This window comes from Lentimicrobiaceae bacterium (genome assembly GCA_023227965.1).
Taxonomy (GTDB): Bacteria; Bacteroidota; Bacteroidia; order Bacteroidales; family JALOCA01; genus JALOCA01.
The window spans coordinates 29,716-54,752 of record JALOCA010000014.1 but is presented as its reverse complement, the minus strand read 5'-3'; the positions used below and the strand labels follow the sequence as shown (position 1 = coordinate 54,752).

At 38.2% G+C, this 25,037-nt stretch carries 21 protein-coding genes; 5 read left to right on the top strand and 16 right to left on the bottom strand.

Features of this window, described 5'->3' with window-relative positions; translation table 11 throughout:
• Positions 1-98: 98 nt before the first annotated feature.
• Complete coding sequence (locus M0R21_06595) at positions 99-1,979, bottom strand: ABC-F family ATP-binding cassette domain-containing protein (protein MCK9617490.1); 1,881 nt, start codon at positions 1,977-1,979, stop codon at positions 99-101.
• Between the two features lie 141 nt (positions 1,980-2,120).
• Between M0R21_06595 and M0R21_06590 the strand changes: the two genes are divergently transcribed.
• Positions 2,121-3,530: a glycosyltransferase family 39 protein gene (locus M0R21_06590; protein MCK9617489.1), complete on the top strand. Its 1,410-nt coding sequence runs from the start codon at positions 2,121-2,123 to the stop codon at positions 3,528-3,530.
• 2 nt (positions 3,531-3,532) lie between these two features.
• On the opposite strand, the gene M0R21_06585 is transcribed toward M0R21_06590, so the two are convergent.
• The 11 genes from M0R21_06585 to nuoE form a co-directional block, all read right to left on the bottom strand.
• Positions 3,533-3,730, bottom strand: coding sequence for a hypothetical protein (locus tag M0R21_06585; GenBank protein ID MCK9617488.1), 198 nt, complete (start codon positions 3,728-3,730; stop codon positions 3,533-3,535).
• A 118-nt stretch (positions 3,731-3,848) separates the two neighbouring features.
• Positions 3,849-5,546, bottom strand: coding sequence for a tetratricopeptide repeat protein (locus M0R21_06580; protein MCK9617487.1), 1,698 nt, complete (start codon positions 5,544-5,546; stop codon positions 3,849-3,851).
• A gap of 52 nt (positions 5,547-5,598) precedes the next feature.
• A complete protein-coding gene (locus M0R21_06575; protein MCK9617486.1) occupies positions 5,599-6,360 on the bottom strand; it encodes an MBL fold metallo-hydrolase in 762 nt (253 codons plus the stop codon).
• Positions 6,361-6,398: 38 nt separating this feature from the next.
• Positions 6,399-7,340, bottom strand: a complete 942-nt coding sequence (locus M0R21_06570) for a bifunctional riboflavin kinase/FMN adenylyltransferase (GenBank protein ID MCK9617485.1) — start codon at positions 7,338-7,340, stop codon at positions 6,399-6,401.
• Positions 7,337-7,954 (bottom strand): redox-sensing transcriptional repressor Rex, encoded by a 618-nt coding sequence (locus M0R21_06565; protein MCK9617484.1) that lies wholly within the window; start codon positions 7,952-7,954, stop codon positions 7,337-7,339. Before M0R21_06565 ends, M0R21_06570 begins: the two co-directional genes overlap by 4 nt.
• Before the next feature lie 15 nt (positions 7,955-7,969).
• Complete coding sequence (locus M0R21_06560) at positions 7,970-9,091, bottom strand: hybrid sensor histidine kinase/response regulator (GenBank protein ID MCK9617483.1); 1,122 nt, start codon at positions 9,089-9,091, stop codon at positions 7,970-7,972.
• 3 nt (positions 9,092-9,094) lie between these two features.
• On the bottom strand, positions 9,095-9,484 hold the full coding sequence (locus M0R21_06555; GenBank protein ID MCK9617482.1) for a response regulator: 390 nt from the start codon (positions 9,482-9,484) through the stop codon (positions 9,095-9,097).
• Between the two features lie 43 nt (positions 9,485-9,527).
• Positions 9,528-11,537 carry an ATP-binding protein gene (locus tag M0R21_06550; GenBank protein ID MCK9617481.1) on the bottom strand — a complete coding sequence of 670 codons (2,010 nt, stop codon included), beginning with the start codon at positions 11,535-11,537 and terminating at the stop codon, positions 9,528-9,530.
• Between the two features lie 9 nt (positions 11,538-11,546).
• Entirely contained in the window at positions 11,547-13,271 is a 1,725-nt protein-coding gene (locus M0R21_06545) for a [FeFe] hydrogenase, group A (GenBank protein MCK9617480.1), read from the bottom strand.
• A gap of 12 nt (positions 13,272-13,283) precedes the next feature.
• Positions 13,284-15,233 carry a 4Fe-4S binding protein gene (locus M0R21_06540; protein ID MCK9617479.1) on the bottom strand — a complete coding sequence of 650 codons (1,950 nt, stop codon included), beginning with the start codon at positions 15,231-15,233 and terminating at the stop codon, positions 13,284-13,286.
• Position 15,234: 1 nt separating this feature from the next.
• Positions 15,235-15,699, bottom strand: a complete 465-nt coding sequence (gene nuoE / locus M0R21_06535; GenBank protein ID MCK9617478.1) for an NADH-quinone oxidoreductase subunit NuoE — start codon at positions 15,697-15,699, stop codon at positions 15,235-15,237.
• A 298-nt stretch (positions 15,700-15,997) separates the two neighbouring features.
• Between nuoE and M0R21_06530 the strand changes: the two genes are divergently transcribed.
• The 3 genes from M0R21_06530 to M0R21_06520 are packed head-to-tail and all read left to right on the top strand — an operon-like array spanning position 15,998 to position 19,303.
• Complete coding sequence (locus M0R21_06530; protein ID MCK9617477.1) at positions 15,998-16,246, top strand: NAD(P)H-dependent oxidoreductase subunit E; 249 nt, start codon at positions 15,998-16,000, stop codon at positions 16,244-16,246.
• A 16-nt stretch (positions 16,247-16,262) separates the two neighbouring features.
• Positions 16,263-18,122, top strand: coding sequence for a 4Fe-4S binding protein (locus M0R21_06525; GenBank protein MCK9617476.1), 1,860 nt, complete (start codon positions 16,263-16,265; stop codon positions 18,120-18,122).
• Complete coding sequence (locus M0R21_06520) at positions 18,119-19,303, top strand: SpoIIE family protein phosphatase (GenBank protein MCK9617475.1); 1,185 nt, start codon at positions 18,119-18,121, stop codon at positions 19,301-19,303. Before M0R21_06525 ends, M0R21_06520 begins: the two co-directional genes overlap by 4 nt.
• Here M0R21_06520 and M0R21_06515 read toward each other — a convergent pair.
• The 4 genes from M0R21_06515 to mutL are packed head-to-tail and all read right to left on the bottom strand — an operon-like array spanning position 19,296 to position 24,120.
• Positions 19,296-20,435, bottom strand: a complete 1,140-nt coding sequence (locus M0R21_06515; GenBank protein ID MCK9617474.1) for an endonuclease/exonuclease/phosphatase family protein — start codon at positions 20,433-20,435, stop codon at positions 19,296-19,298. The genes M0R21_06520 and M0R21_06515 overlap by 8 nt on opposite strands.
• A gap of 35 nt (positions 20,436-20,470) precedes the next feature.
• Positions 20,471-21,400 carry a rhomboid family intramembrane serine protease gene (locus M0R21_06510; protein ID MCK9617473.1) on the bottom strand — a complete coding sequence of 310 codons (930 nt, stop codon included), beginning with the start codon at positions 21,398-21,400 and terminating at the stop codon, positions 20,471-20,473.
• Positions 21,401-21,402: 2 nt separating this feature from the next.
• Positions 21,403-22,257 carry a rhomboid family intramembrane serine protease gene (locus M0R21_06505; protein MCK9617472.1) on the bottom strand — a complete coding sequence of 285 codons (855 nt, stop codon included), beginning with the start codon at positions 22,255-22,257 and terminating at the stop codon, positions 21,403-21,405.
• Between the two features lie 51 nt (positions 22,258-22,308).
• On the bottom strand, positions 22,309-24,120 hold the full coding sequence (mutL, locus tag M0R21_06500) for a DNA mismatch repair endonuclease MutL (protein MCK9617471.1): 1,812 nt from the start codon (positions 24,118-24,120) through the stop codon (positions 22,309-22,311).
• Between the two features lie 517 nt (positions 24,121-24,637).
• On the opposite strand from mutL, the gene M0R21_06495 reads away from it, so the two are divergent.
• Complete coding sequence (locus M0R21_06495) at positions 24,638-25,012, top strand: co-chaperone GroES family protein (protein ID MCK9617470.1); 375 nt, start codon at positions 24,638-24,640, stop codon at positions 25,010-25,012.
• Positions 25,013-25,037: the final 25 nt, after the last annotated feature.

The window sequence follows — 25,037 nt, the reverse complement described above, 5'->3', positions numbered from 1 at the left end:
ATGGTTAAAGGTTAATTATTAATGATCAATGATTAATTGCAAACGACAATTTTATACCTATACACTCAAATCGGGAACTTTGAACTAAAGACATTAAATTAAAACAACTCTGCCAGTTGCAACCAGCGGTCTTCTTTTTCGGCAAGCAGTTTTTCTATTTCGGCAAAACGGCACGAAAGTTCCTGCAAGCCGGCAACAGATTCTGCTCCTGAGTTCATCCTTTCCACCAGTTGGTGTTTTTCGGCTTCGAGGGCGGCAATTTCCTGCGTAAGGGCTTCGTATTCTTTTTGCTGTTTGTAGGTTGGTTTAGTACCGGCAGCAACAACCTGTTTTACCGGCTGGTTTTCTTTAGGTGTTGATTTTTCCTGCAGACGTTTTCGCTTATCTTCTGCAATTTTCCACCGGTAATAGTCGGAATAATTGCCATAATGGTCTTTTATCTTCCCGTTTCCTTCAAAGACAAATACATGGTCAACGAGTTTGTCGAGGAAAAAGCGATCGTGTGAAACGATGACAAGGCAACCTTCGAAGGCGATCAGAAAATTTTCAAGCAAGGCAAGGGTAAACACATCAAGGTCGTTGGTAGGCTCATCGAGGATAAGAAAATTAGGACGCTTAATGAGCTGCATCAGAAGATACAATCTTCGCTTTTCGCCCCCGCTCAGCAGGGAAAAGTAATTGTACTGCAATGTATAACTAAACCCAAAATAATGTAGAAATTGTGTAGCAGAAATGGTGGATTTTCCCATCGGGATTTCTTCGGCTATGTCTTTCACCAGGTCTATCACCCTTTTGTCCTCTTTGGGCAGGAATCCTTCCTGCGAATAATATCCGGTAACGAGCGTTTGCCCGGCAACAATACGCCCATTGTCGGGTCGTTCCTTTGCACTCAGCAGGTTGAGCAAGGTGCTTTTTCCCACGCCGTTTTTCCCGATAATGCCAATGCGGTCGCCCTTTTTGAAGGTATATGAGAAGTCGTAAATAAGGGTATTTTCGCCATAACTTTTGCAAATATTATTTATCTCAAGAATCTTTCCGCCCAAACGGTTCATGGAAATATTCAGTTCAAAGTCATTTTTTGAATGCGAACGGTTTGCTTTTTCCTGCAATTCATAAAAAGCATCTTTACGTGCTTTTGCCTTGGTTCCTCTTGCCGAGGGCATCCGGCGCATCCATTCGAGTTCGGTGCGGTACAGGTTAAGTGCTTTTTCCTTTTCGGTAGCCTCTATGGCTTCGCGTTCGGCTTTTTTTTCAAGAAAATAGGAATAATTGCCTTTGTAGCGGTAAATATTTCCTTCTTCCATTTCGAGAATCTCATCACAAACGGAGTCAAGAAAATAACGATCGTGGGTAACCAGTAGCAAGCTGAGGCGCTGGCGCGAAAGGTAGTCTTCAAGGTGTTCGATCATGTTAATGTCGAGATGATTGGTAGGTTCGTCCAGAATGAGCAAATCTGCATTTTCGAGCAGGGTTTTGGCAAGGGCAAGTTTTTTCCGCTGCCCGCCTGACAAAGTACTTACCTGCTGATCAAGGTCAGTAATTTCGAAACGGGTGAGAATTTCTTTCACCCTTGCTTCGTAATCCCAGGCATTAAGCGCATCCATCCGGTTGATGGCATCTTGCAAATCGTTTTGAACATGCGATGCAGAAACAGTGCTCAGCCAAAGACAATGCTCGTAAGCGCTGATAGCCTGCATCACATCACTTCCTGTATTGAACAGTTCGGCAAGCACACTGTTTCTTTCTCTGAACAAGGGAAGCTGCGGGAGGTAAGCCACTTTCAGTTGTTTACGAAAGGTAATTGTTCCTGTGTCGGCTGTTTCTTTCCCGGCGATGATCCGCAGCAAAGTGCTTTTTCCTGTTCCATTGCGAGCGATAAGCGCTACCTTTTGTCCTTCGGCTATACCGAAAGTGATATTGCTGAATAATTCTTTTTCCCCGAATGATTTGGAAAGCTGCTCCGCTAAAAATATGTTCATATCGCCTTGTTTCGGGACAAAAGTAAGCAGATTTGGCAAGTAATGTTTTTCTGTTTTTCAAAACCTGTTTACATTTGATGCGAAAAATAATATTTACTCGTTTTTACTTAAATATTTTGCAAATAATAAATTCTCTTACCCATGCATAGTAATCGGATTAAAAGCCTGCTGGAAGACATTCGTTTCTGGATAATTTTTTTCTGCTTGCTTCGTCTTTACGGTATTACCAACCCGCCTCTCGAAGTTGCCCACAATTGGCGACAAACCACAGTAACTATGGTTGCCCGCAACTTTTACGAAAACGATGCGAATATTTTTTATCCGCGTGTTGATTTTGCCGGGAACAAAAGTGGTGTCACGGGCATGGAATTTCCATTGCTGAATTACCTGATTTACGCAGTTTCGCTGCTTTTTGGCTATGCACACTGGTACGGGCGGATTATCAACCTTATTGTTTCAGGATTGGGATGTTACTTCTTTTACCGGCTTGTTATGAAGTATTTTGGATACAAAACTGCTTTTAATTCTACCATTCTGCTGCTTTGTTCCATCTGGTTTGCCTATTCACGGAAAATAATGCCTGACACTTTTTCGGTTTCGCTCACTCTTGCAGGGGTGTATTGTGGCATTCGGTTTTTCGAAGGAGGACGAAAATGGACATCTCTTGTGGGATATGTGGTGCTATGTTCCGCCGGAATTTTGTCAAAGCTACCTGCCGTATGCGTTCTTGTGGTGGGTTTACCGCTTTTTTTCAGTACGAAGTATGAAATATCTGCAAAAATTATTTTTGCCATAGCGGGTTTGCTATTGCTTATTCCTGTGGGATTTTGGTACGGATATTGGGTTTCTTACTTAGTGGAGCAATATGGATTTCAGCATTTTTTCATGGGGAAAAATGCAATTACAGGTTTCAGGGAAATTATTGCCGAACTGCCGTTAACACTTTCGCAGTTTTATGAAAATGCCATGAAGTTTTCGGGTTTTGCCGTATTTATCCTCGGCGTGTATTTTGCCATTGCAAAACATAATAAATTATTAACAACCCTGCTGCTATTGGTCTTTGCGACATTTTTTATTGTTATTATCAAGGCAGGCAGTACATTTACGCACCATGCGTATTATATGATACCCTTTGTACCGGTTATGGCGCTCACAGGCGGTTATGGTATCGCTCAAATTAATATAAAATGGCTTGCAGTAGTATTACTACTTGCGGTGGCTGCCGAGGGAATAGCCAACCAACAACATGATTTCAGAATTAAAAAGAAAGACAAAACACTAGTGAACATAGAACAAGATATGGACAAAATTTCGGGTAAAAATGATCTTGTTGTTATCAACAGCGGAGCCTACCCCACTCCCATGTATTTCGCACACCGCAAAGGCTGGATTGCCTTTAATGCACAAATATCCGACAGCACTTTCATCACGGGTTTGCAGCAACAGGGTGCCCGGTATATCATTATCCTTAAAAAAACCTTTGGTAGCGAATTGCTATTACCGTATAAAAAGCTTGTTAGTAATGATTATTATGATATTTATGGACTTTAAGGTTAAAGAGTTATTACAGATATAAAATCAGCCGCATTGTTATCAATAATTGTCATATCGGCACTGTAAACAAAACCGTCGCCGTTGATGTCGGAAGCAAGATAACCCATCACGAATCCGACAGCATCGTTGTCAACAGGGCTCAAATTGCCACCGTCAATAAACCCATCCTGATTGGTATCACCTGAAAAAAAGGTCATTTTTCGGATTTTAAAACGCTAATGCATGGAATTTCAATCCATAATAGTACACTGACCTGATAAAACAAAAGTTTTTATCAGCTAACAACTTTACCTGTGTGTTTTCCTGAACGAGTAATTAATAATTACAATATTTCAATAATAATTCGTCGGCAATCGGGGATCCGGCATTTTTTATTTTTTTCCAATCGGCACAGGCAGAAAACAAATTGCCGGAAAAATAGCTGATTATTCCCCGATTAAGATACGCATCCCAGTAATCCGGTTTAATAGTTATGGCTTTGGAAAAATCCTGAAATGCATGGGGAAAATCTCCTAAGAATCTGTAGATATTTCCACGGTTATTTAATGCCTTAACATAGTCAGGATGCAATGCAAGAACGGCATCAAAATCTATTTTTGCACCTTCATAGTCCCGCAATATACCCTTAATTACTCCCCGGTTATTTAAAGCATTTTCAAACCCCGGGTCAAGTTCAATAGCTTTTGAATAATCCCGGAGTGCGCTGTTATAATCTCCAAGATTACCGTAAGCATCTCCTCTATTGGTATATACAAATGCATAATCTGAATAGTTTCCTGCATCATATAATGCATTATTCCAAAGGCTCAGGCTATTTTTCCATATTTTTGTCTGACGATCTGTTTTTATCGCCAAAAGCAAAATAACAATACCAGAAACACCCAATATAATATATTTATGTTTTTTAAAATACCGAATACAATAGTCTATCATATAGCCGACTATCATAAACAATCCAACTGACGAAAGATAGAAATATCTTTCAGCAGTAACCTGAAAACCCACAGGAATTAATTGCAATATCAATATTACAGTAAATAAATAAAAAAGAAAACCGAATATAATAATATGAGAATATTTTGCAAAATATAAAACAATCAATATTAGCATTAATAAAAAAACCGGAGAAACCAGGTAAATAAACGGTAAAGATACTCCAGCCTGGATTTTTGCAGGATAAAAAACAGAAAGATTTATGGGAACAACCATTTTAACTATATAAAACAGAAATCCATAACATGCAATGAAAAGTCGTTGGGCTACGGAATTAATGTGTCCCACCGCACCTGTTTCATTCTGTGTAATAAATGTTAAATATCCCCAAAATAATGCAAATACGAAAAAAGGAATTTTTCCGGGCAATTTTTTCCAATTTATTTTTCCATCAATTAAATAATCAATCAATAATAATATTAAGGGAAATACCACTGCCATTCCTTTTGAAAAACAAGAAAACACAAAAAAGAAAAAAGAAATTATTAAATATTTTATTTTTTTATTGGTAAAACTATAGCTTTGATATGCCAGTAAACCACCAATGAAGAAAAATGTATATAAAACATCTTTTAATTCTGTAGCCCAAACAACCGATTCCACATGTAAAGGGTGAACTGCGAACAACAAACCCGTAATTGTGGCGGCAATCAACTTATGATGGAACCGGTAAATAAAGATAAAAACCAATACACTGTTACAGGTATGCAGTAACAGGTTAACAAAATGATAATAAAAAGGATTAAGCTCAAAATAATGGTAAATTACTGAATAAATAAACATTACCAATGGAGGATATTGCCCGATATTGCCCGAAAAAAAATTAAAAAAAGTGTTCCATGACAAATGTCTTATCAAGCTATTCTCATAAATATAAATATTATCGTCCAAATTGACAAATCCACATTTTAAGGCATTTATCATTGGCAAAAACGAAAGAGCTACAATCAAAAAAACAAAAATATAGCAATATAAATTATTTACTAAAGTATTAAGAAATTTATTAAACAATGTAATCATTCTTTTTTTTATCATCAATACACAGTAATTACATTTTAAAAGTAATTTTTAATCAAATTTCAATCTTCAGGTTATCGTGTGCAAGACGAATATGCTGTGGAAGGCGTTTGTTAATGGTTTCGTGCAACCCGAGAAAATGGCTGATATGGGTAAGATAAGCCTCACGGGGCTGCAGTTCGTCAATAAGCGCCACAGCTTCCGATAATGAAAAATGAGAAACGTGTTTTGAATTACGCAAAGCATTCAGCACAATCACTTCCGAGCCTTTTATCTTTTCCTTCTCCTGTTCCGAAATAAAACTTGCATCGGTTATATAGGTAAAATTGCCGATACGGTAGCCAAAAATGGAAAGTTTATCGTGCATTACTGCTATGGGAATAAATTTGATGCCATTAATATTAAAAGGTGTATTGGTTATGGTGTGCATACATATCTGCGGTGCACCAAAAAAGCGTGTCTCGGTAAAAATATAAGGAAACTCGGTACGTATGCCTTCTAAAACCTGCTGGGCGCCGTAAATATCCATGGTTTTATTAAGAATATAATTAAAACCTCTTATATCATCGAGTCCGGCAATATGATCGCGGTGCTGATGGGTAAAAACTATAGCTTCAATATTTTCTACATTTTGTTTAAGCATCTGGAAGCGAAAATCAGGGCCACAATCTATCACAATATTGGTATCTCCCACCGTAATCATAGCCGAAGTGCGGAAACGTTTGTCGCGTGGGTCGGTACTTTTACATACTTCGCAATTGCAAGCCACTACGGGTACCCCGGTAGAAGTTCCGGTTCCCAGAAATGTTACTTTCATTTTTTCTGCCTCTGGCATAATTTTGCTTTCTGTTTTTATCAATAAATCAAGTCCTCCACTATGGCTTTATCACTTGCTAATTGCTTTTTCAACTCTTCCAAACCAGAAAAAGTTCTTTCGTCGCGTATGCGTTTGGCAAACAACAGGGTTACATTTTCGTCTGTGGGATAGGTATCTGTTCCAAAAGCGTGCAATTCAACAGATATATCCTTCAGGCTACGTTCATTTTTCTGTGAAAAGTTTTTAATGTTCACCAAACCCTTGTAAACGGCATCTTTTAGCTGTGCACTCACTGCATACACACCATCGGGAGGAATAAGTTTACATTCTTCTTCTATCAGGATATTGATGGTAGGAAAATCGGCAAACACAAGCGATTCCTCCATTTTAAACATTTTCCCGATTATCATGTAATGATGGTCAAGATAAGCTGTTGCCCTTTCAATTTTCCCTTCGAGCAGTGCATTCCGGATAAGAGTTGAGCTTACGGTTTCGTTGTGGATATCCTGTTCGGGAATTTCCTCTACTTTAAAATTATAGTATTTCCCTAACTCATATAAATAATTAAAATCCCCTTCGGCATTGTGCCCGAAGTGATGGTTGAACCCTATTACCACTATGCTTGCATGGAGTTTCCCCACAAGAATATTCCGGATAAAGTCAATGGAAGACAAACGGGAAAATTCGATGGTAAAATTGATGATTACAAGATTGTCGAGTCCTGTTTTGCGAAGCAGTTCTATTTTTTCCTCCTGCGAATTGATAAGTAGCAGATTTTTCCCTGCTGTATCGGGATATAGCACTTTGCGCGGATGCGGATGGAAAGTAACGAGCACGGATTCACCACCAATTTGCCGGGCAAGGGTATTAATTCGTCGGATAATTGTTTTATGTCCCACATGCACACCATCAAATGAGCCGGTAGTTACCACCGGTTTTTTAATATTCCTTATATCCTCTAAATTATGAAATATTTTCATTGTTTTACAAAATAAGCCACTTTTTCAAGAGATGTTATCATATCAAACTCCTCAAGGTAAACATGCGGAGGAACATTAATGGGTTTGGGAGTAAAATTCAGCAATCCTCTGATACCTGCACTTACAAGAGTTTCGGCAACCTGAACGGCTTCACTTGCCGGAACAGTTATAATACCTATGCTTATATTTTCCTTTTTGATTATTTCAGAAAGATTTTCATTGGGATAGCAGGGCACACCGGCAAAAACGCGGTTAATTTTATCAGGATTGGTATCAAAAGCTGCAACGATGGATAATTGGGTACGTTTACCGCTGAAATATCCCATTAAAGCACGCCCAAGATTTCCTATACCCACCACAACTACTTTCTGCCCCTGAGGGGAGTCAATGATGGAACCTATAGTTTGGATTAGGTCTTTAATATCGTATCCCTGGCGTTGTGTTCCGGAATGTCCGATGAGCATGATGTCTCTGCGCACCTGCACTGAAGTAAGATGCAGCAGATTTCCGAGTTCATGAGAAAAAATATAGCGTTTTCCTATGTTAAGACATTGGTATAAAGTACGACGGTATTGGCTTAAACGTTCTACGGTTTTGTCGGGTAGTTTTTTCATTCGTAATTAATTAGATTAGTCAACGGGTAAAGTAATGGTAAATGTACTTCCTTTGCCAGGGGTACTTTGAACTTCGATATCGCCTTTATACATATCAACTATTTTTCTGACGATGGAAAGTCCCAGCCCGCTACCGGTAATATTTTTTGTTTCCTGGTTTTTTATGCGTACAAAATCCTGGAAGATGCGTTCGGAATCTTCCTGGCTTATTCCTATTCCTGTATCGGATATTATTATTTTAACACTATCCTTTTCGCGCCGTACAGAACAATCAACGCGTCCTCCTTCTTTATTGTATTTTACGGCATTCGATATTAAATTGTTGAAAATAATTTCAATTTCATCGTTGTCGGCTGTCATGATTATACTTTCCTTTGTATTCAGATACATATCCACGTCTTTCTGAATAGCATAAGGGCGCATGGTATCCATAGCATTGCGTGCTATGGCATTAATATCAACCATTGTAAGATGTTGGGTAGGTTTGCCTGATTCAATTTTTGTAAGATCGAGCATATCCATTATCAGGTTGCGCATACCTTGTATGCGTTCGAGAGAACGGTCGAGCATCTCTGTATATGCATCCACATTTTCGCCAAATTGTTTTTCGCGTATCATGCGGCAGTACCCCTCCACAGCATTAAGCGGGGCTTTCAATTCGTGCGACAACACCGACAAAAACTGAAAGCGGATTTCTTTGCCTGCTTTGTTGAGTTTTTGCGTCATCCGCTTCAGAAAAAGCTGTTTGGTAATGTTTTCGAGCGATGAACGTAATTCCTGTGGTGTGAAAGGCTTGGGAATAAAATCATAGGCACCATCACGGGTGGCTTTAACAGCCAGTTCGAGCGATGCATACGAGGTTATCATTATTACGATAATATCATATTGCCGTTTTTTCACATATTCCAGCACTTCTACTCCCTGTATTCCCGGAAGTTTATTGTCGAGCAGGATAATATCGGGCATTTCTGTATCAATAATTTCTATACCCGCTTCACCACTTTCGGCTTCCAGCACCTGGTAGTCTATGTGTTCATCCATAAATGGATAATCCACCTTAAAATTTTGCAAAATACGGCTTACCCCCGAACGTATTCCCGGTTCGTCGTCAACAACCAATAATTTAAAAGTTGCCATTTTTTATATTTTTAACAATTTGTTGATTTCGCGCTGTAGCTGGTCGGCACGAATCCCTTTATCGAGGAAAAGATCGGCTTTTATCCAAACTTTATCTTCCTCTGCCCTTACGTCGAAAGTCATACCGGTTTCTGCAGTTACCGCTGTAGCAATTATTATGGGTACATCCGGATATTTTTTCTTGATTTTATAACTGAGAATGAAACCGCTGTCGTCATTTTCCATCATCAGGTCAAGAATAGCAAGGTCCGGTTTGGTAGTTTCTATTATCTGTTCGGCTTCTTTCTGGCTTTCGGCAGTGATGGTAGAAAATCCGAATTGTTCCACTTTCGTTTTCATCTGAAACAGATAATCAATATCATCATCAACGATTAATATATTTTTTTTAGCCATATCATTAAATTTTAATTTTTATTATCCAGTTGTATTTTTATTGTTAATCAGTGTGAACTCTTGGTAATGTTATTTTGAAAGTTGTTCCTGTGGAACCTTTTTCAGGGTTATTATTTGAATTTACTACTATGCTGCCTTTGTGCATTTTCACTATACCATAGATGATAGGCAAGCCCAATCCGGTACCTTTTCCTATGCCTTTGGTTGTAAAGAAGGGAGTGAAAAGTTTTCCCATATTTTCAGGAGCAATACCCGTACCTGAGTCCGAAACGCTGAACAGCATCTCATCGTTTGTATCGTTAATGGTAATACTGATTTTTCCGCCGGATGGCATAGCTTCTACCGCATTTTTAATCAGGTTGGTAAACACTTGTGTCATTTGATCTTTGTCAAGCATCCCTATCGGGTTTTTATTAATCGTATTGAGTGAAATTTTCACATTTTTAGGCACAATTACCGAGCTGATACTTTTCTCCATAAGTTTATTCACATTCAATTCTTCAAAATTCACCTGGTTTTTGCGTGCAAAATTAAGCAGACCGCTGACAATTTTTTTACAACGGTCAGCCTGATCAACTATAAGCTCAAGATCTTTTCTTATAGGGTCGTTTTCGAGTGCATCATCTTTTAAAATATTACTGTACATGGTAATTACTCCAAGCGGATTGTTCAGTTCATGAGCAATTCCTGCCGAAAGCTGTCCAAGACTTGCCAATTTTTCGCTCTGTTTCAATGCCTGTTGAGCAGAAGCTAACTTTGCATTTGAATCATTAAGCTCTCTTACAGAATTATGTAATTTTTCAATTGCATAGGGCAAACACATTTCAACCTCGGCAAGTCCTTTTATTATTGCGATGGCATGTTCTTCGCAGGAATCATATCCGCAAACTCCGCAATCGAGATGATCCTGGGGATTTGTTTTCCCCATACTTATATAAACCTCATCTATTTGTTGTTTTGGAGGTTTATTTGGGCGCATATCATGGTTTACAAATGTTTTCGAAAAATCAATACCAGCAAACTCTCTCACATTTCTTTCCCACTCCATCAGGTCGAATTTTTCGAGTTTCTGTAAAACATATTTCCTTACCCTCGATTTTTTAGTAAAACGATGACTGTTTCCTGAAAAGAACGGATAAGGTGACATTCCTGGTCCCATAATACAACCATCGCAGCACAACAGTTCAAGGTGTTCCTGTTCCACCAATTTGGCTTCAAATTCGCGAATAGCTTCCTGAAAATTGTTTCTTCCCTCGGCAACAACGATGTTTCCATCAAGGATATCCTCTTCAATATCAATTGTGCGCAATAATCCACGATTTACAGGAAAAATCCCTCCTTTCCCTCCCAGCGGAGGATCAAATACCGAAGCTATTGTATTTTGAGTGCTGATATTCTTCATTTTGAAAACTTCCCGCAATTCGCGAAAAGTAATCACACAGTCAATTTCTTCCGATTCGGCTTTTTTAGCTATACAGGGTCCGATAAAAACAATTTTCACATCGCTGCCATATTTGTTTCTTACCACCCTGTTCATCGCCACCATAGGCGAAATTATCGGAGCCAAGTTAGATATTAAATCGGGATGGTATTTTTCGATATACGATACAATTGCGGGGCAATCAGATGTTATACAGGGAACTGCATTCCGGTTTAGCAGTATTTTCTTGTACTGCATGGCTACAAGGTCGGCGCCGAAAGCCACTTCTACTACCTTATAAAATCCCAGTGCACGTACCATTCCAATAAACGTCTGATAATTCTCAAACTCACTAAATTCAGCAGGGAAACTCGGTGCAATCATGGCTATAACTTTTTCCTCGGCATCAAGAAGTGTAAACATTTGTGCAATATCTTTCCGAAAAACTTTTGCATACTGGCTGCAAACTTTTATGCAATTTCCGCAGGCAACGCACCGGTCTGAAATTACTTCTGCCTGCCCATGAATGATTTTTATGGCTTTAGAAGGACATTCCCTGACACAGGTATAGCAAACCCTACATTTTTCTTTGATGGTGTAAACAAGATGTTTTTTATCGGATGTACTGATCATATTGCTGATTTATAAAAGTACTTCACGTTTTTTATAAGTGGTATGCAAATATTGCTGGCATTTTTCGCTAAGCGGAGTCGTAAAAAAGTTTTGGTATAGTTCATTAACCCCGGTATTTTTGTGTGCAACCCTGATAGATTCAATTTCATCGGCATCATACAAAGATTTTGCCCGGTTTTTTAATGTAGCGATGTCTTTATAAAGAGGCTGCCCGCCACCATTAATGCAACCTCCGGGGCAAGCCATCACTTCAATAAAATGCAGATCATTTCGTCCGTTGGCAAGTTCGTTAAGCAATTTGCGTACAGAGCCCATCCCATTTACGGCAGCTACGCCAAGAACATGGTTTCCAATTTTTAATTTTGCTTCCTTGTACCCCTTGCTTCCTCTTATTTCATTAATTTTTAAACCGGGTAATTCTTTCCCTGTAAGTTTAAAGTATATTGTTCGCAATACTGCTTCGAGCATTCCACCACTTGCACTTACTATTTTACCTGCACTGCTTCTGTTCCGGAACGGGAGATCAGGAAGTTCGGGTTCGCATTGGGTAATATTAATCCCATTTAAAGTGATGAGTTTTATCAATTCACGGGTTGTAAGAACGGCATCCACATCAGAAATGCCTTTGTGTGTCATTTGTTCACGTTGGGCTTCAAATTTCTTGGCAGTACAGGGCATCACCGAAACACTGTAAATTTTTTCTGCAGGTATATTCTGGATTTCGGCATAATAACTGTTCAACACTGCACCCAACATCTGCTGGGGCGACTTGCAGGTGGAAATATTTTCAATAAAATCAGGACTAAACTGTTCGATATATTTTATCCAACCCGGGCAACAACTGGTAAACATGGGCAGTTTTTCTTTGTTCTGCAGTCGCTGAATCAATTCTTCACTTTGCTCAATGATGGAAAGGTCAACTGCAAAAGCCGTTTCGAACACTTTATCAAACCCGATTTTCCGTAAAGCGGCATTAAGTTTACCATGAATATCCTTTCCGGGCTTTATGCCAAATTCATCGGCAAGTGTTATCGGTACAGCAGATGAATATTGAATTACCACATGCAGATTAGGATTATGCAGAGCATCCTGGAGTTCGCGGAAATGAATTTTTTCGTGCAGGGCACCTGTGGGACAAACCATAATACATTGACCACAGTTTATACAGTTGGAAAGATTGAGCGGCTTGCTGAGTGCAGGGGTGATAAGACTTTTATTTCCCCTCCCGATAAAATCAATGGCGGCAATATCGAGTATTTCGTCGCACATACGAACGCACCTTCCACATAAAACACATTTGGCAGGGTCACGTACAAGGCTTGCACTTGAGGGATCGGTTTTGTATTTATTTTTTTTACCCGGAAAACGCCTTTCTCTTACATTGAGTTCGATAGCAAAATTTTGCAGTTCACAGCTTCCGTTTCTTTCACAATACAGACAATCGTCGGGGTGGTTTGACAGCAATAATTCCACTATAGTTTTACGGGCATTGACTACCTTAGGAGAATGCGTCCATATTTTCATCCATTCTTCCACCGGATATGAGCAGGCAGGAATGAGATTGGGTAAGTTTTCTACTTCCACAACACACATACGGCACGAACCGGTAGCATCAAGTCCGTCCATATGGCACAACACAGGAATGGAAATTCCATTGCGGGAAAGCGCCGACAGTATGGTTTCTCCCCTTTTGGCTTTTATAGACTTATTATTAACTTCTATATTGATGATCATTGCTTTGAATATTTATTTAACCGAAATAGCAACAAATTTGCAGATGTCATAGCATATTCCACATCCTGTACATTTTTCTTCGATAATAAAGTGGGGCGAACGAGGTGTACCAATAATGGCATCGGCAGGGCATTTTTTGATACAAAGAGTGCAACCTGTACATTTATCCACGTCTATATAAAACAAACGAAGATCCTTACAAACTCCGGCTTTACATTTTCTGTCAAAAATATGTTCTTCATATTCTTCTCTGAACCATTTAAGTGTGCTAAGCAAGGGATTGGGTGCCGTTTGTCCTAAGCCACAAAGCGAAGTAGTACGGATTACTTCGGCAAGACTTTCCAATTGCATAATCCCTTTAAAGCGTTCAAGAGTTTCATATCCACTCTCATTAGAAGGACGTTTAGTAATATTTTCCAGTATTTCGTGCATCCTTCGGGTTCCTTCTCTGCAGGGGATACACTTTCCACAACTTTCCCGTTGCAAAAAATTCATAAAGTATTTGGCAATATCCACCATACAGGTATTTTCATCCATCACAACCATCCCGCCCGATCCCATGATAGCACCTATTCCGATAAGTGAGTCATAGTCTATTTCTATATCAAGATTTTGTGGTGTAATACAGCTACCAGAAGGTCCCCCGATGTGTACAGCTTTCAATTCTTTCATTTCGCGGATTCCATCGCAGATATCAAAAATAATATGTCGCAAAGTGGTTCCCATCGGAATTTCAACCAAACCCGCATTCCGGATTTTCCCGGTCATGGCAAATACCTTAGTTCCCTTACTATTTCCTGTCCCGATTTCGTTGAACCAAAGAGCCCCGTTTTCAATAATTGAAGGAATATTGGCAAGGGTTTCCACATTGTTTACCACAGTAGGTTTATTGTACAATCCTTCTACTGCTGGGTAAGGAGGTTTTGAGCGGGGCTGACCGCGTTTTCCCTCAATAGAATTGATAAGTGCTGTTTCTTCTCCACAGACAAATGCTCCTGCACCTTGTTTCACAATCAAATGCAGGTTAAATCCACTGTTATAAATATTTTCGCCCAACAATCCGAATTCTTTTGCCTGTAATATAGCTTTTTTCAATCGTTCAAGTGCCAGAATGTATTCAGCTCTGATATAGATAAAAGCTTTGGTGGCTCCTATGGCATAAGCAGCTATTGCGATACCCTCAATCAGCCTGTGCGGATCGCCTTCGATGATTGCCCTGTCCATAAAGGCTCCGGGATCACTTTCATCTGCATTACAAATAAGGAATTTTTCGTCTCCGGCAGAGGAATGGGCAATTTTCCATTTTTCCCCCGTAAAAAAACCGCCACCGCCTCTTCCCCTCAATCCGCTTTGTTCTACCGTTTCACATACCTTTTCAGATGTAAACTTTGTAATGGTTTTTATAAAAGCACGGTATCCCCCTCTTGCGATATAATCCTCTATTGATAAGGGATCAATGATACCGCAGTTCTGTAAAACAATTCTTTTTTGTGTGGCAAAAAAAGGATGGTTGAAAAAATAAGGCACTCCATCCCACTCCTCATGGTTGGCATGCGGAAACTGCCCGAGTACATATTCAGAAGGTACAGAATAATTAAAAATGCCATCAAGAAGAGTGTCCACCTTATCAGAAGTTATTTTTTCAAAAGATACCCTTGCTTTGCCCGGTAACTGTACGTTAACTAAAGGTTCTGCCGAGCATAAACCGATACATCCGACTTCAATTACTTCAACGTTGAGTTTTTTCTCGTCTATATATTGAATAATAGCCTGTTTTGTGTATTCTGCTCCTGCTACTTTTCCGCAGGTACCCATACCAATGTAAATAACCGGATGAGTAATTTTATTCCGGGTGATCAATAAAAGTCTTTCATTTATTTCCTTTGCATACACGCCTGTTTCGGCAAGTAAAACTTCATTAATCAGGAACTGACTGTTGGGGTTTGATGCTATCGTTTCCATGTTACATCTCCTTTTGTTTACATTCCTGAATAATTTCCTTAATGCTAGTTTGGGTTATTTTTGAATAAAATTTACCATTTATTGAAATTACCGGAGCCAAACTGCAGGCACCCACACATTGCACAACCTCGAGGCTGAATACACCGTCGCGCGTAGTTTGTCCTGCTTTGATTTTTAATTGTTTTTCAAATTCCCGTAAAATGGTACCTGAGCTAATTACATGGCAGGCTGTGCCCCTACAAATACAAATATGGTGCTTGCCTTTTGGCTCGAAACGAAACTGGTCGTAAAAAGTAGCAATACCATATATTTTGCTTGCCGGCATTCGCAGGTATTCGCCAACTTTTATGAGCGATTCTTCGGAAATATATCCAAATTCGTCCTGTATCTCCTGTAAAACAGTGATAAGGTTATCTTTCTGGTTTCGCAGATGCTTTTTGATTATTTCTTCTATGGAAGTATGCATAGAAACGTTTTTTTATTTAAAATTGCCATCACAAATTTAATCATTCCTAAACTATTATTGCACTTTATTTGTTATAAATATAACAATGTTATAATAATAACAGTATTGAAACTCCAGACACATTTTTTTATTACCTGAATTTCAATTATTTATGACTATTTATCCGTGATTTAAAATTAGGTAATTTATAATGAATTAAAATAATTTTATTGTACATTTTAAAATTAGGGAAACGCAACCGATGATAATAAATTTTATACATTTGATTTTCGATTTTTTAGTACTGCATGTATAAGCCATGAGCGAAAGGCACGAAATTAAAATATGTTTAGGAAGTTCTTGTTTTGCAAGAGGTAATAAAAATATTGTTAAAATGATTACACAGTTTCTTTCAGAAAATAAGTTAACTGACAGAGTGTATTTTCACGGTGCCCATTGTTTCAAACAATGTGATAAAGGTCCCAATATTTCAATAAATGGTAAAATAATCGAAAAATTTGATATCGAAAATGTTGTTGACATATTAAAAAAATACTTTTTAAAATAAACTAGGCGGGAAACACATGACAACACCTTTAATTTTGATAGAGAACAGTAAATGTACGGTTTGTTATGCCTGCGTAAGAGCATGCCCGGTAAAAGCCATTGTAGTAAAGCCCAATCAGGAGTTTCCTACCGTAATACACGACCGTTGTATAGGTTGCGGTAACTGTTACCGTGCATGTCCAACTCAAGCTATTGGTTACAGGGACTCAACCCGTGAAGTAATGGATTTGTTGCAACAGAATAAAGAAATTGCCGCAATTCTTTCTCCGTCTATTCCGGGTGAATTTGACGATATTACCGACTACCGGAAATTTGTAACCATGATAAGAGCAATGGGGTTCAAATACGTCGTTGAGGCAGCCTTCGGAGTTGACCTTGTTGCCCATAAATATGCAGAATTGTTTTCTGACTTCAGAGGAAAGTACTATATTACAAGTAATTGCCCACCGGTTTTTACAATGGTTGAAAAATATTATCCAGAATTAATCGAAAATCTTGCTCCTCTTGTTTCACCCAAAATAGCTACTGCTAAAGTTATCCATCAACTTTATGGAAACTCAGTAAAAATTGTTTTTATCGGACCCTGTATTGCTGCAAAAGAAGAAATTTTTAGATACGATGGAGATGCAAAAATTGATGTTGCACTGACTTTCCCCGAATTACGCAAACTTTTTGATATATTTAATATAAAAGAGAGTCAACTCGAATTTTCTGATTTCGACTCTCCTCTGGGCTATAAAGGCGCATTATTTCCCGTGAGTAACGGAATTTTGCAATGTGCCGGTCTCGATGAAAATCTCCTGACAGGTAACATTGTAACCTCAGAAGGAAGAAATGAAACCATAGAAGCCATAAAAGAATTTGACCAAAACCTTGAAGCTATTTGTGAGCATTTTAATATATTTTATTGCGAAGGCTGTATGATGGGGCCAGGAATGAGTCATGATGGGAAAAAATTTATCAGAAAACGACTCGTGGTAGATTATGCCAACAAAAGGTTGAAAAATTTTGACAAAAAAAGTTGGGCAGCACATGTTAGCAAATATAAATCGCTCGATTTGGGCTGCAGCTTTACCAATGACGACCAGCGTTTACCTTTTCCTGATGAAGAAAAAATACAGGAAGTATTAAATATTATGGGCAAGGAAGAATCCGGTGAAAAAGGATGCAGCTCTTGCGGTTTTGAGTCGTGCAGGCATTTTGCGGTGGCAGTGGCACAGGGGCTTGCAAAAACGGATATGTGCAATAATTATTCACTCAAAAGTAAACATGAATATATTAAAACACTGAAAATTACTAATGAAAAACTTGCCAAAACCCAGGAAGCCCTGAAAATGTCGGAAACATTAGCCCGCCAAGAACAACAAGCTACCCAGGAAGCCCTGGAACAAACCTCTGCCATGCTGCAAAAATTACCTTCAGCAGTTGTACTGGTAGATGAAAAACTAAAAATCCTTGAATCAAACCAAAGCTTTATCAATATTCTGGGTGAAGAGGCAAAGGAAATAAATGAGGTAATTCCGGGATTAAAAGGTGCAGATTTAAAGACCCTTCTCAACTTCCAATTCTACAAACTTTTTTCCTATGTAATTGAAAACGGGGAAGATATTATCAATCGCGATATTCACAACAATGACAGCTTATTGAATGTTTCCGTTTTTACACTTAAGAAGAACAAAATCGTAGGAGCCATTATCCGTGATATGTATACTCCGGAAGTTCGTAAAGAAGAAGTGATAAACAGGGTAAATGATGTAATAGAACAAAACCTGGCAATGGTACAGCAAATCGCCTTTCTGCTGGGAGAAGGAGCCTCAAAAACAGAAAAAATGCTAAACTCTGTAATTGAATCGCATAAAGAAACCGGAAAATCATGAAATCAGATTTTTTCATTGAAGTAAACTGTCAGCAAAAAAATCATGAAGGCGAGCGAATTTGCGGAGATATTTTCCTTTCTAAAAAAATAAAAGAAGAAAACCGCATTATTGCCGTACTGAGCGATGGAATGGGACATGGCGTAAAAGCCAACATGCTTTCCACATTAACGGCTACCATGGCGCTCAATTTTACTGAAGAACATCGTGATTTTCAAAAAATAGCCGACATAATTATGCACACCTTACCGGTTTGCAGCGACCGAAAAATGAGCTATGCCACCTTTACCATCATAGACATAGAATATGATGGAGAAACAAAAATTCTTGAATACGACAATCCTCATGCTATTATCATCAGGAAAAATAAAATTTACGAACCTGAATGGAATTGTATTATGATGGAAGGAGAAAAAAATGCAGGTAAAGAATTATTATACTGTAGCTTTTACCCTGAAAAGGAAGACCGTATTATTTTCTGTTCCGATGGCATAACCCAATCGGGATTGGGAAGTGATAAATATCTTTTTGGCTGGGGCCGCGATAACCTGCAGGAGTATGTTCACGAACTGATTACCCATGAGCCTACCCTTTCGGCAACTCGTCTTGCAGCCAAAGTAGTTAATTTTGCACACATTAACGACCATTACCATTCAAAAGACGACAGTAGCTGCGCAGTAATTTATTTCAGGCAGCCCAGAACTTTACTCGTTTGCACAGGTCCTCCTTTTGAAGAAGAAAATGACAAAAAATTAGCTGAAAGGGTAAAAAATTTCAACGGCAAAAAAATTATTTCCGGAGCTACTACCAGCGATATTATTGCAAGAGAGCTTCAACTCGAAATTCAGGACAGCTTCGATTTTGACGACCCGGATTTACCACCTATTTCATTCATGCCAAGTATTGACCTTGTAACTGAAGGCATCCTTACACTGGGGAAAGTAGCTGAAATTCTTCGTGTTTATACAAATAACTATAAATTTTCAAAAGGTCCTGCCGATAAAATTACAAAAATGCTTCTTGAAAGTGATGAAATTTTTTTTATTATTGGTACTCGAATTAACATTGCTCATCAGGATCCCAATTTACCTGTCGAACTCGAAATCCGGCGCACCGTTGTCAGACGAATAGCACGCCTTTTAGAAGAGAAATACCTTAAAGAAACCCACATGGAGTTTATTTAATTTCCATTTTAGGTTGTAAAACACAACTGACGGGAAAATGATCAGAAAACTTTTTTTTAATGATCTGAAAATTATAAGCGTTAAAATGATTGTCGTATAATATGTAATCTATTCTGAATGAAGGAATATTTCCCGCATAGGTTTTTCCCAATCCATTTCCACTAGTAACAAAAGCATCATTAAGCTGTTGAGTCATTTGATGATAAACATAAGAAGAAGGAGTATCGTTAAAATCGCCACAAACAAGTACAGGATGGGGTGATTTTTTGATAAGTTCTACAGCTTCTCTCGCCTGTTTCGCCCTTTTTTGAAAAGCAGCTTTCAGCTTCCAGTATATTTTTTTTGTTCCAAATGTAATATCTTGTTTTTCTGCAGTATTACCAGTAACATCTTCAACAAATAGCAAATCCTCTTTCCCCAACCTGATAGATTCAAAATGGATATTAAAAACACGTAGTGTATCACCCATGTACAATATATCAGTGTATATCATATAGTTATTCTCGCTGTTGCAAAATTGGAAACGATCCATTTTTATAATGGGGTAAGCGCTGAAGGTTACCATGCCCCAATGCTCTAATCGGTTAAAATTTTTAAAATAATCCACATGGGCATATTTAGCCCTCTGCAATTTAACAAGAGTGTCAAGGGTATTGAAATTACGTTTCTTATCAGAATCGGAAAAAAATTCCTGGATGCATAAAATATCAGGGTCTTTCTTTTTAATAAGATCAAAAATACTGTTACGGGTATAAATGTTTTTTTGATTTTCCCAATTATAAAGGTCAAACATACGAACATTGAACGACATAATTTTTAAGCGGGGGCTTATGGTTTCTTCAGGAGTTTTACTATGAAAACTGACGTACGACCGGATATGGTTCCAACCCAAAAGTAATGCAAAAAGTGAAAGAAGAAAATATTTTTTTCTACTGGTAATCAACCATATTACAACAAATACGACGTTGATAACAAAAAATACCGGGTAGGCAATTCCTAAAAAAGAAAAAGCCCACCACCTGTCGGGAGGAATCCAACTTGCAGTATATGATAATAATAATAAAACTATTACGATAAGATTAAAAAAAAGAAATATTTTTCCTATAAAACTTAATTTTTTCTTCTTTTTCATACTATTCTTTCACCAAGTTATGTGAATAGTTTTTTTTATCGTTTTCCGTTGCTCGACCAGAATAAAAACTCTTTTTCTTCCGTGGTTAAACTGTTATATCCTGATTTCGAAATTTTATCCAGTACTTTATCCATTTTCTTCTGATTAGCAGCCCTTCGTGCATTGTATTCTTCATCAGTAACAGGACGTGTACCGGAATAAACTTTTTTTAACTTCGATTTCTTTGTAAATACTTTGTTCCAATATTTATTCAAGGAAAACGAAGGTACCTTACTCATAAACGGTTTTTGCAGAAAAAAGTAAATATAAACAATTCCCCACAAAGCACCCCCGAGATGGGCAATATGTCCTCCTGGATTTTCCCGTTCAATACTGAGTAAATCAATGACTACAAATGCAATAGCTAAATATTTCAGTTTAACTCTACCAAAAATAATCAGTTGTACATTGTATTGGGGTACATACGCTGCAATAGCCACCAATATGGATAAGACGGAAGCGGAAGCTCCCAGGGCAACAGAAACCGGCAATACAGGGCTGAAAACCGGGAACACATTGTATGACACTATGTACACCAATGCACCAGCTATGCCCCCAAAGATATAAACTCCCAACAGTTGTCTTTCACTAAGATACTCCAGAAATATTTTTCCGCTAAAATAGAGAACAATCATATTAAAAAATAAATGCAGAAAATTTTCGTGAAGAAACATGTAAGTAATCAGCGTCCAAGGTTTGGCTATTATAGAATGTATATCAGCAGGAACTGCAAGCCAGTAAACCAGTTTGGTAATACCGGAAACGCCGGTTGCCTCAGGATTTATTTGAAAAAGAAAGAAAAAAAGTGAAACAATACTAACCAATACATAAACGCCTACATTAACGATAATCAATTGAGAGAGCACTGATTTTCTGCTAAAAAACAGCTTTACATCTGCAAAGGGATTATTCGTTGGGTATTGCATAATCAATAATTATTCCTGTTTATTTTTTTATTCCAGTATAAAATAAGAAAGAAACCAAAAATCATACCTCCAAGATGTGCAAAATGGGCAACATTGGATTGACTTCCAGAAATTCCCATGTATAATTCGATGGCACCGTAAAGAATTACAAACCATTTTGCCTTTATAGGTATTGCAAAATAAATGTAAATTGTTGAATTGGGAAACAACATTCCAAAAGCAAGCAACAATCCGAAAACTGCCCCCGAAGCTCCTACCACATTTGGCATATTGAGGTAATATTCCTTATACTCTGTTACAAAATTTATTACACCTTGCAAGGCAGCATGATTAGTGGGATCGAACTGAAGAATTTTAACATTACTACGAAAACTTTCAAACTGGTTAACGATTTCGCCCGAATAGGCACTTATCTGAAATTGATGATTGCTAATTAATGCTGCAAGATTTCCGGTATCAGGATTTGCAATAAAAGCATTCATTAGCCTTAGGTCGGGTTCTATTTGAAAATAAAGGATAATGTAATGGGTAAGTGCTGCACCCACACCTGTTACCAAATAATAGATCAGGAACCGTTTAGGACCCCAAATATTTTCCAAAGCATTTCCAAACATCCATAAAGCAAACATATTAAAGAAAATATGCGCAAAACCACCGTGCATAAACATGTAAGTAATGAACTGGTAAGGGCGAAATTTTTCTGCCTGAAAATAATGTAACCCCAGAAAATCGGTAAGGTCAGTACGAAAAAGCTGGTCGGAAATAATAGTTGCCAAAAAAAATACGATATTGGCTATCAGTAAATTTTTTACTACGGGGGGGAGAATCCTGAATCCTGTCGGACTATATTGATCCATCTTTTTTATTCTTATTTATATTAATTTTTATCTTATCAAATATCATACAAATTATTTAAACCTTGAACTTATTTCTTCAAAATTAATTATTGTAAGTGTAGGTTTCCCTGAAGGTGAAGTATGGGGAATGCTTGAAGCAAACAACTGATCAATTAATGTTTGCATGGCTTTTTCGGGTAAATTTTGTGGTAGTTTTGATGTTAAACTTTTTGCAATCGAAAAAGCAAGGTTAGTTTTTTTATCAATGGTAAGGTCGGTTTTCTGCTTGTTAAAATTTTCAACCATATCTTCAAGGAGCAACTGAATATCGAATTCTGACATGCTGGCAGGAACTCCATTTACAATAAATGTATTTTTTCCAAACTGGCTTATCTCGAAGCCAATGTTCTGCAGTTGAGGTAACAAAGATAGAAGTACCTCTGCATCAGTACCCGTGAGATGTACCGTATGCGGAAACAGCAATTGTTGTGCACTTTCCTGATTATTTTCCATTTCCGACATTAGGCGGTCGAACAGTATGCGTTCCCGGGCTTTTTGCAAATCAATAATCATTAATCCTGATTTAATATTGCAAACAATATAGCGCTTTTGTATCGAAAATATTGCTTTATTTTGCTGTATTTCTGTATCTTCATCCCATTCTACCGTCATGTTTTGCTGCACTGAGGGAGGAATATCTTTCGAGGAGCCAGCCGAAAAAAGTTTCTCTATATCACGGTTATGGGTAAAATTTCTTTCAAATCCCTGCCGGATATTTCCAAAAGGATTGTAATCAGGGTTTATCGTTATTGTGGGAGGTTTGGGCATTTGTCCCCCGACAAGAGGCGGAATATCAAGACTTCTTTCGGTTTCAAAATCAAGGGACGGAGTAAGGCTGTATTTGCCGAGAGCTTGTTTCACTGCTGATTGCAAAACAGCATATACTATTTTACTGTCCTGAAAATTTACCTCTGTCTTAGTGGGATGAATATTGATGTCAATCGTTTTGGGGTCAACTTCAATAAAAAGGAAATAAGAAGGGTAAGTATTATGCGGAAGTAGTTCGAGGAAGGCATTTTCAACCGAATGATGGAGGTAAGCATGTTTGATAAACCTCCTGTTTACAAAAAAGAATTGTTCACCCCGTGTTTTCCGGGCAAATTCGGGTTTCCCGATAAAACCACCGATGGTAATAGCCGAAGTGGACGATTCAACAGGGATCAATCTTTCGTTATAAGTATTGCCCATAAGTGCAACAATTCGTTGTTTCAACGACGATTTTGAAAGAGAAAAAACGTTTTTTTCATTATGGAAAAATGAGAAAGCGATTTCGTTCCGGGCAATGGCTACCCTGTAGAATTCGTCGAGGATATGGTTGGTTTCGGCAAGAAGTGATTTAAGGAACACCCTGCGGGCAGGCACGTTAAAAAATAAATTCTTAACTGATAAAACTGTGCCATCCTGGCATACACAAGGCTGCTGATCTTTAACCACCGAACCCTCTACTTCAATACGTGTGCCCAATTCGTCTTCTGCTCTTTTCGTTTTCAACTCAACCTGGGCAATAGCCGCAACCGAAGCTAGCGCCTCGCCCCGGAAGCCCATAGTACGTATGGCAAACAAATCATTGGCTTCCCGTATTTTTGAAGTGGCATGGCGTTCAAAACTCATCCGGGCATCCGAAACCGACATTCCACAGCCGTTGTCCACCACCTGAATTAGCGTTTTTCCTGCATCCTTAATATTCAGTTGAACTTCTGTAGCTCCGGCATCAATGGCGTTTTCGAGTAATTCCTTCACGGCAGAAGCCGGGCGCTGGATCACTTCGCCTGCAGCTATCTGGTTGGCTACCGAATCGGGCAGTAATCGGATGATATCGTGCATAAGTTAATCGGAGTAATAAAATAATTTGCTGACAAATATTACATTAACGCAGAAATAACAAAAAAATTCCCTACAAAGGTAAAAAATTATCTATGAAAACCGGCATCACTATACAGAATACTCGTTACGGAATTAACAGAAAAAAATTCATTTTATAGATAGGCTTTCCGTTCAGATATGAGTAAATAATTTGGAAGATGAATACTATACCTGACCCAGGTAATGTAAATAGCAATACATAGTTTCATCTATTTTAAAATTGTTATGAATACTTTGTGCCTTTACAGCTTTGCCCCCTACTTTAACAGGGCATCAGCCAACTATGTTTGTACCAGTACCCCAAAGCTGTTGTCTTGCAAAGCAAACGATTTGTATTGTTACCATTCCCTGCAAATCAATTGCAAAGCCTCTATGGATTAAATGAGGGTAAAATAATAATTTGATTTGTAAAAATCCATACATTTGTTTTACGTTGCTTAATAATAAAATGATATTGTAAATTTGTCTTTTTAAATTTATGGAAAATAGTAAAGAAAATCAGTTACGGCAATTAATTGTAGTGGGCGACCGGGTATTAATTAAGCCCAGATCTTTAGCAAACAAATCGAAAGGAGGGTTATACCTGCCACCCGGCTATAAGGAAAAAGAAGAAATACAATCGGGCTATATTATTAAAACAGGTCCGGGTTATCCTGTTTCCTTGCCCGGCGATGATACCGATGAACTCTGGAAGGCAAAGGAAGAAACTATCCGTTACATCCCATTACAGGCTAAAATAGGCGATCTTGCCATTTTCCTGCAAAAAGGTGCCATCGAAATTGTTTATAACGACGAAAAATACTTTATCGTTCCGCAACAATCCATTTTGCTGCTCGAACGATACGAGGAATAAGCCCGGACATAAAAAAAGCAGGGAA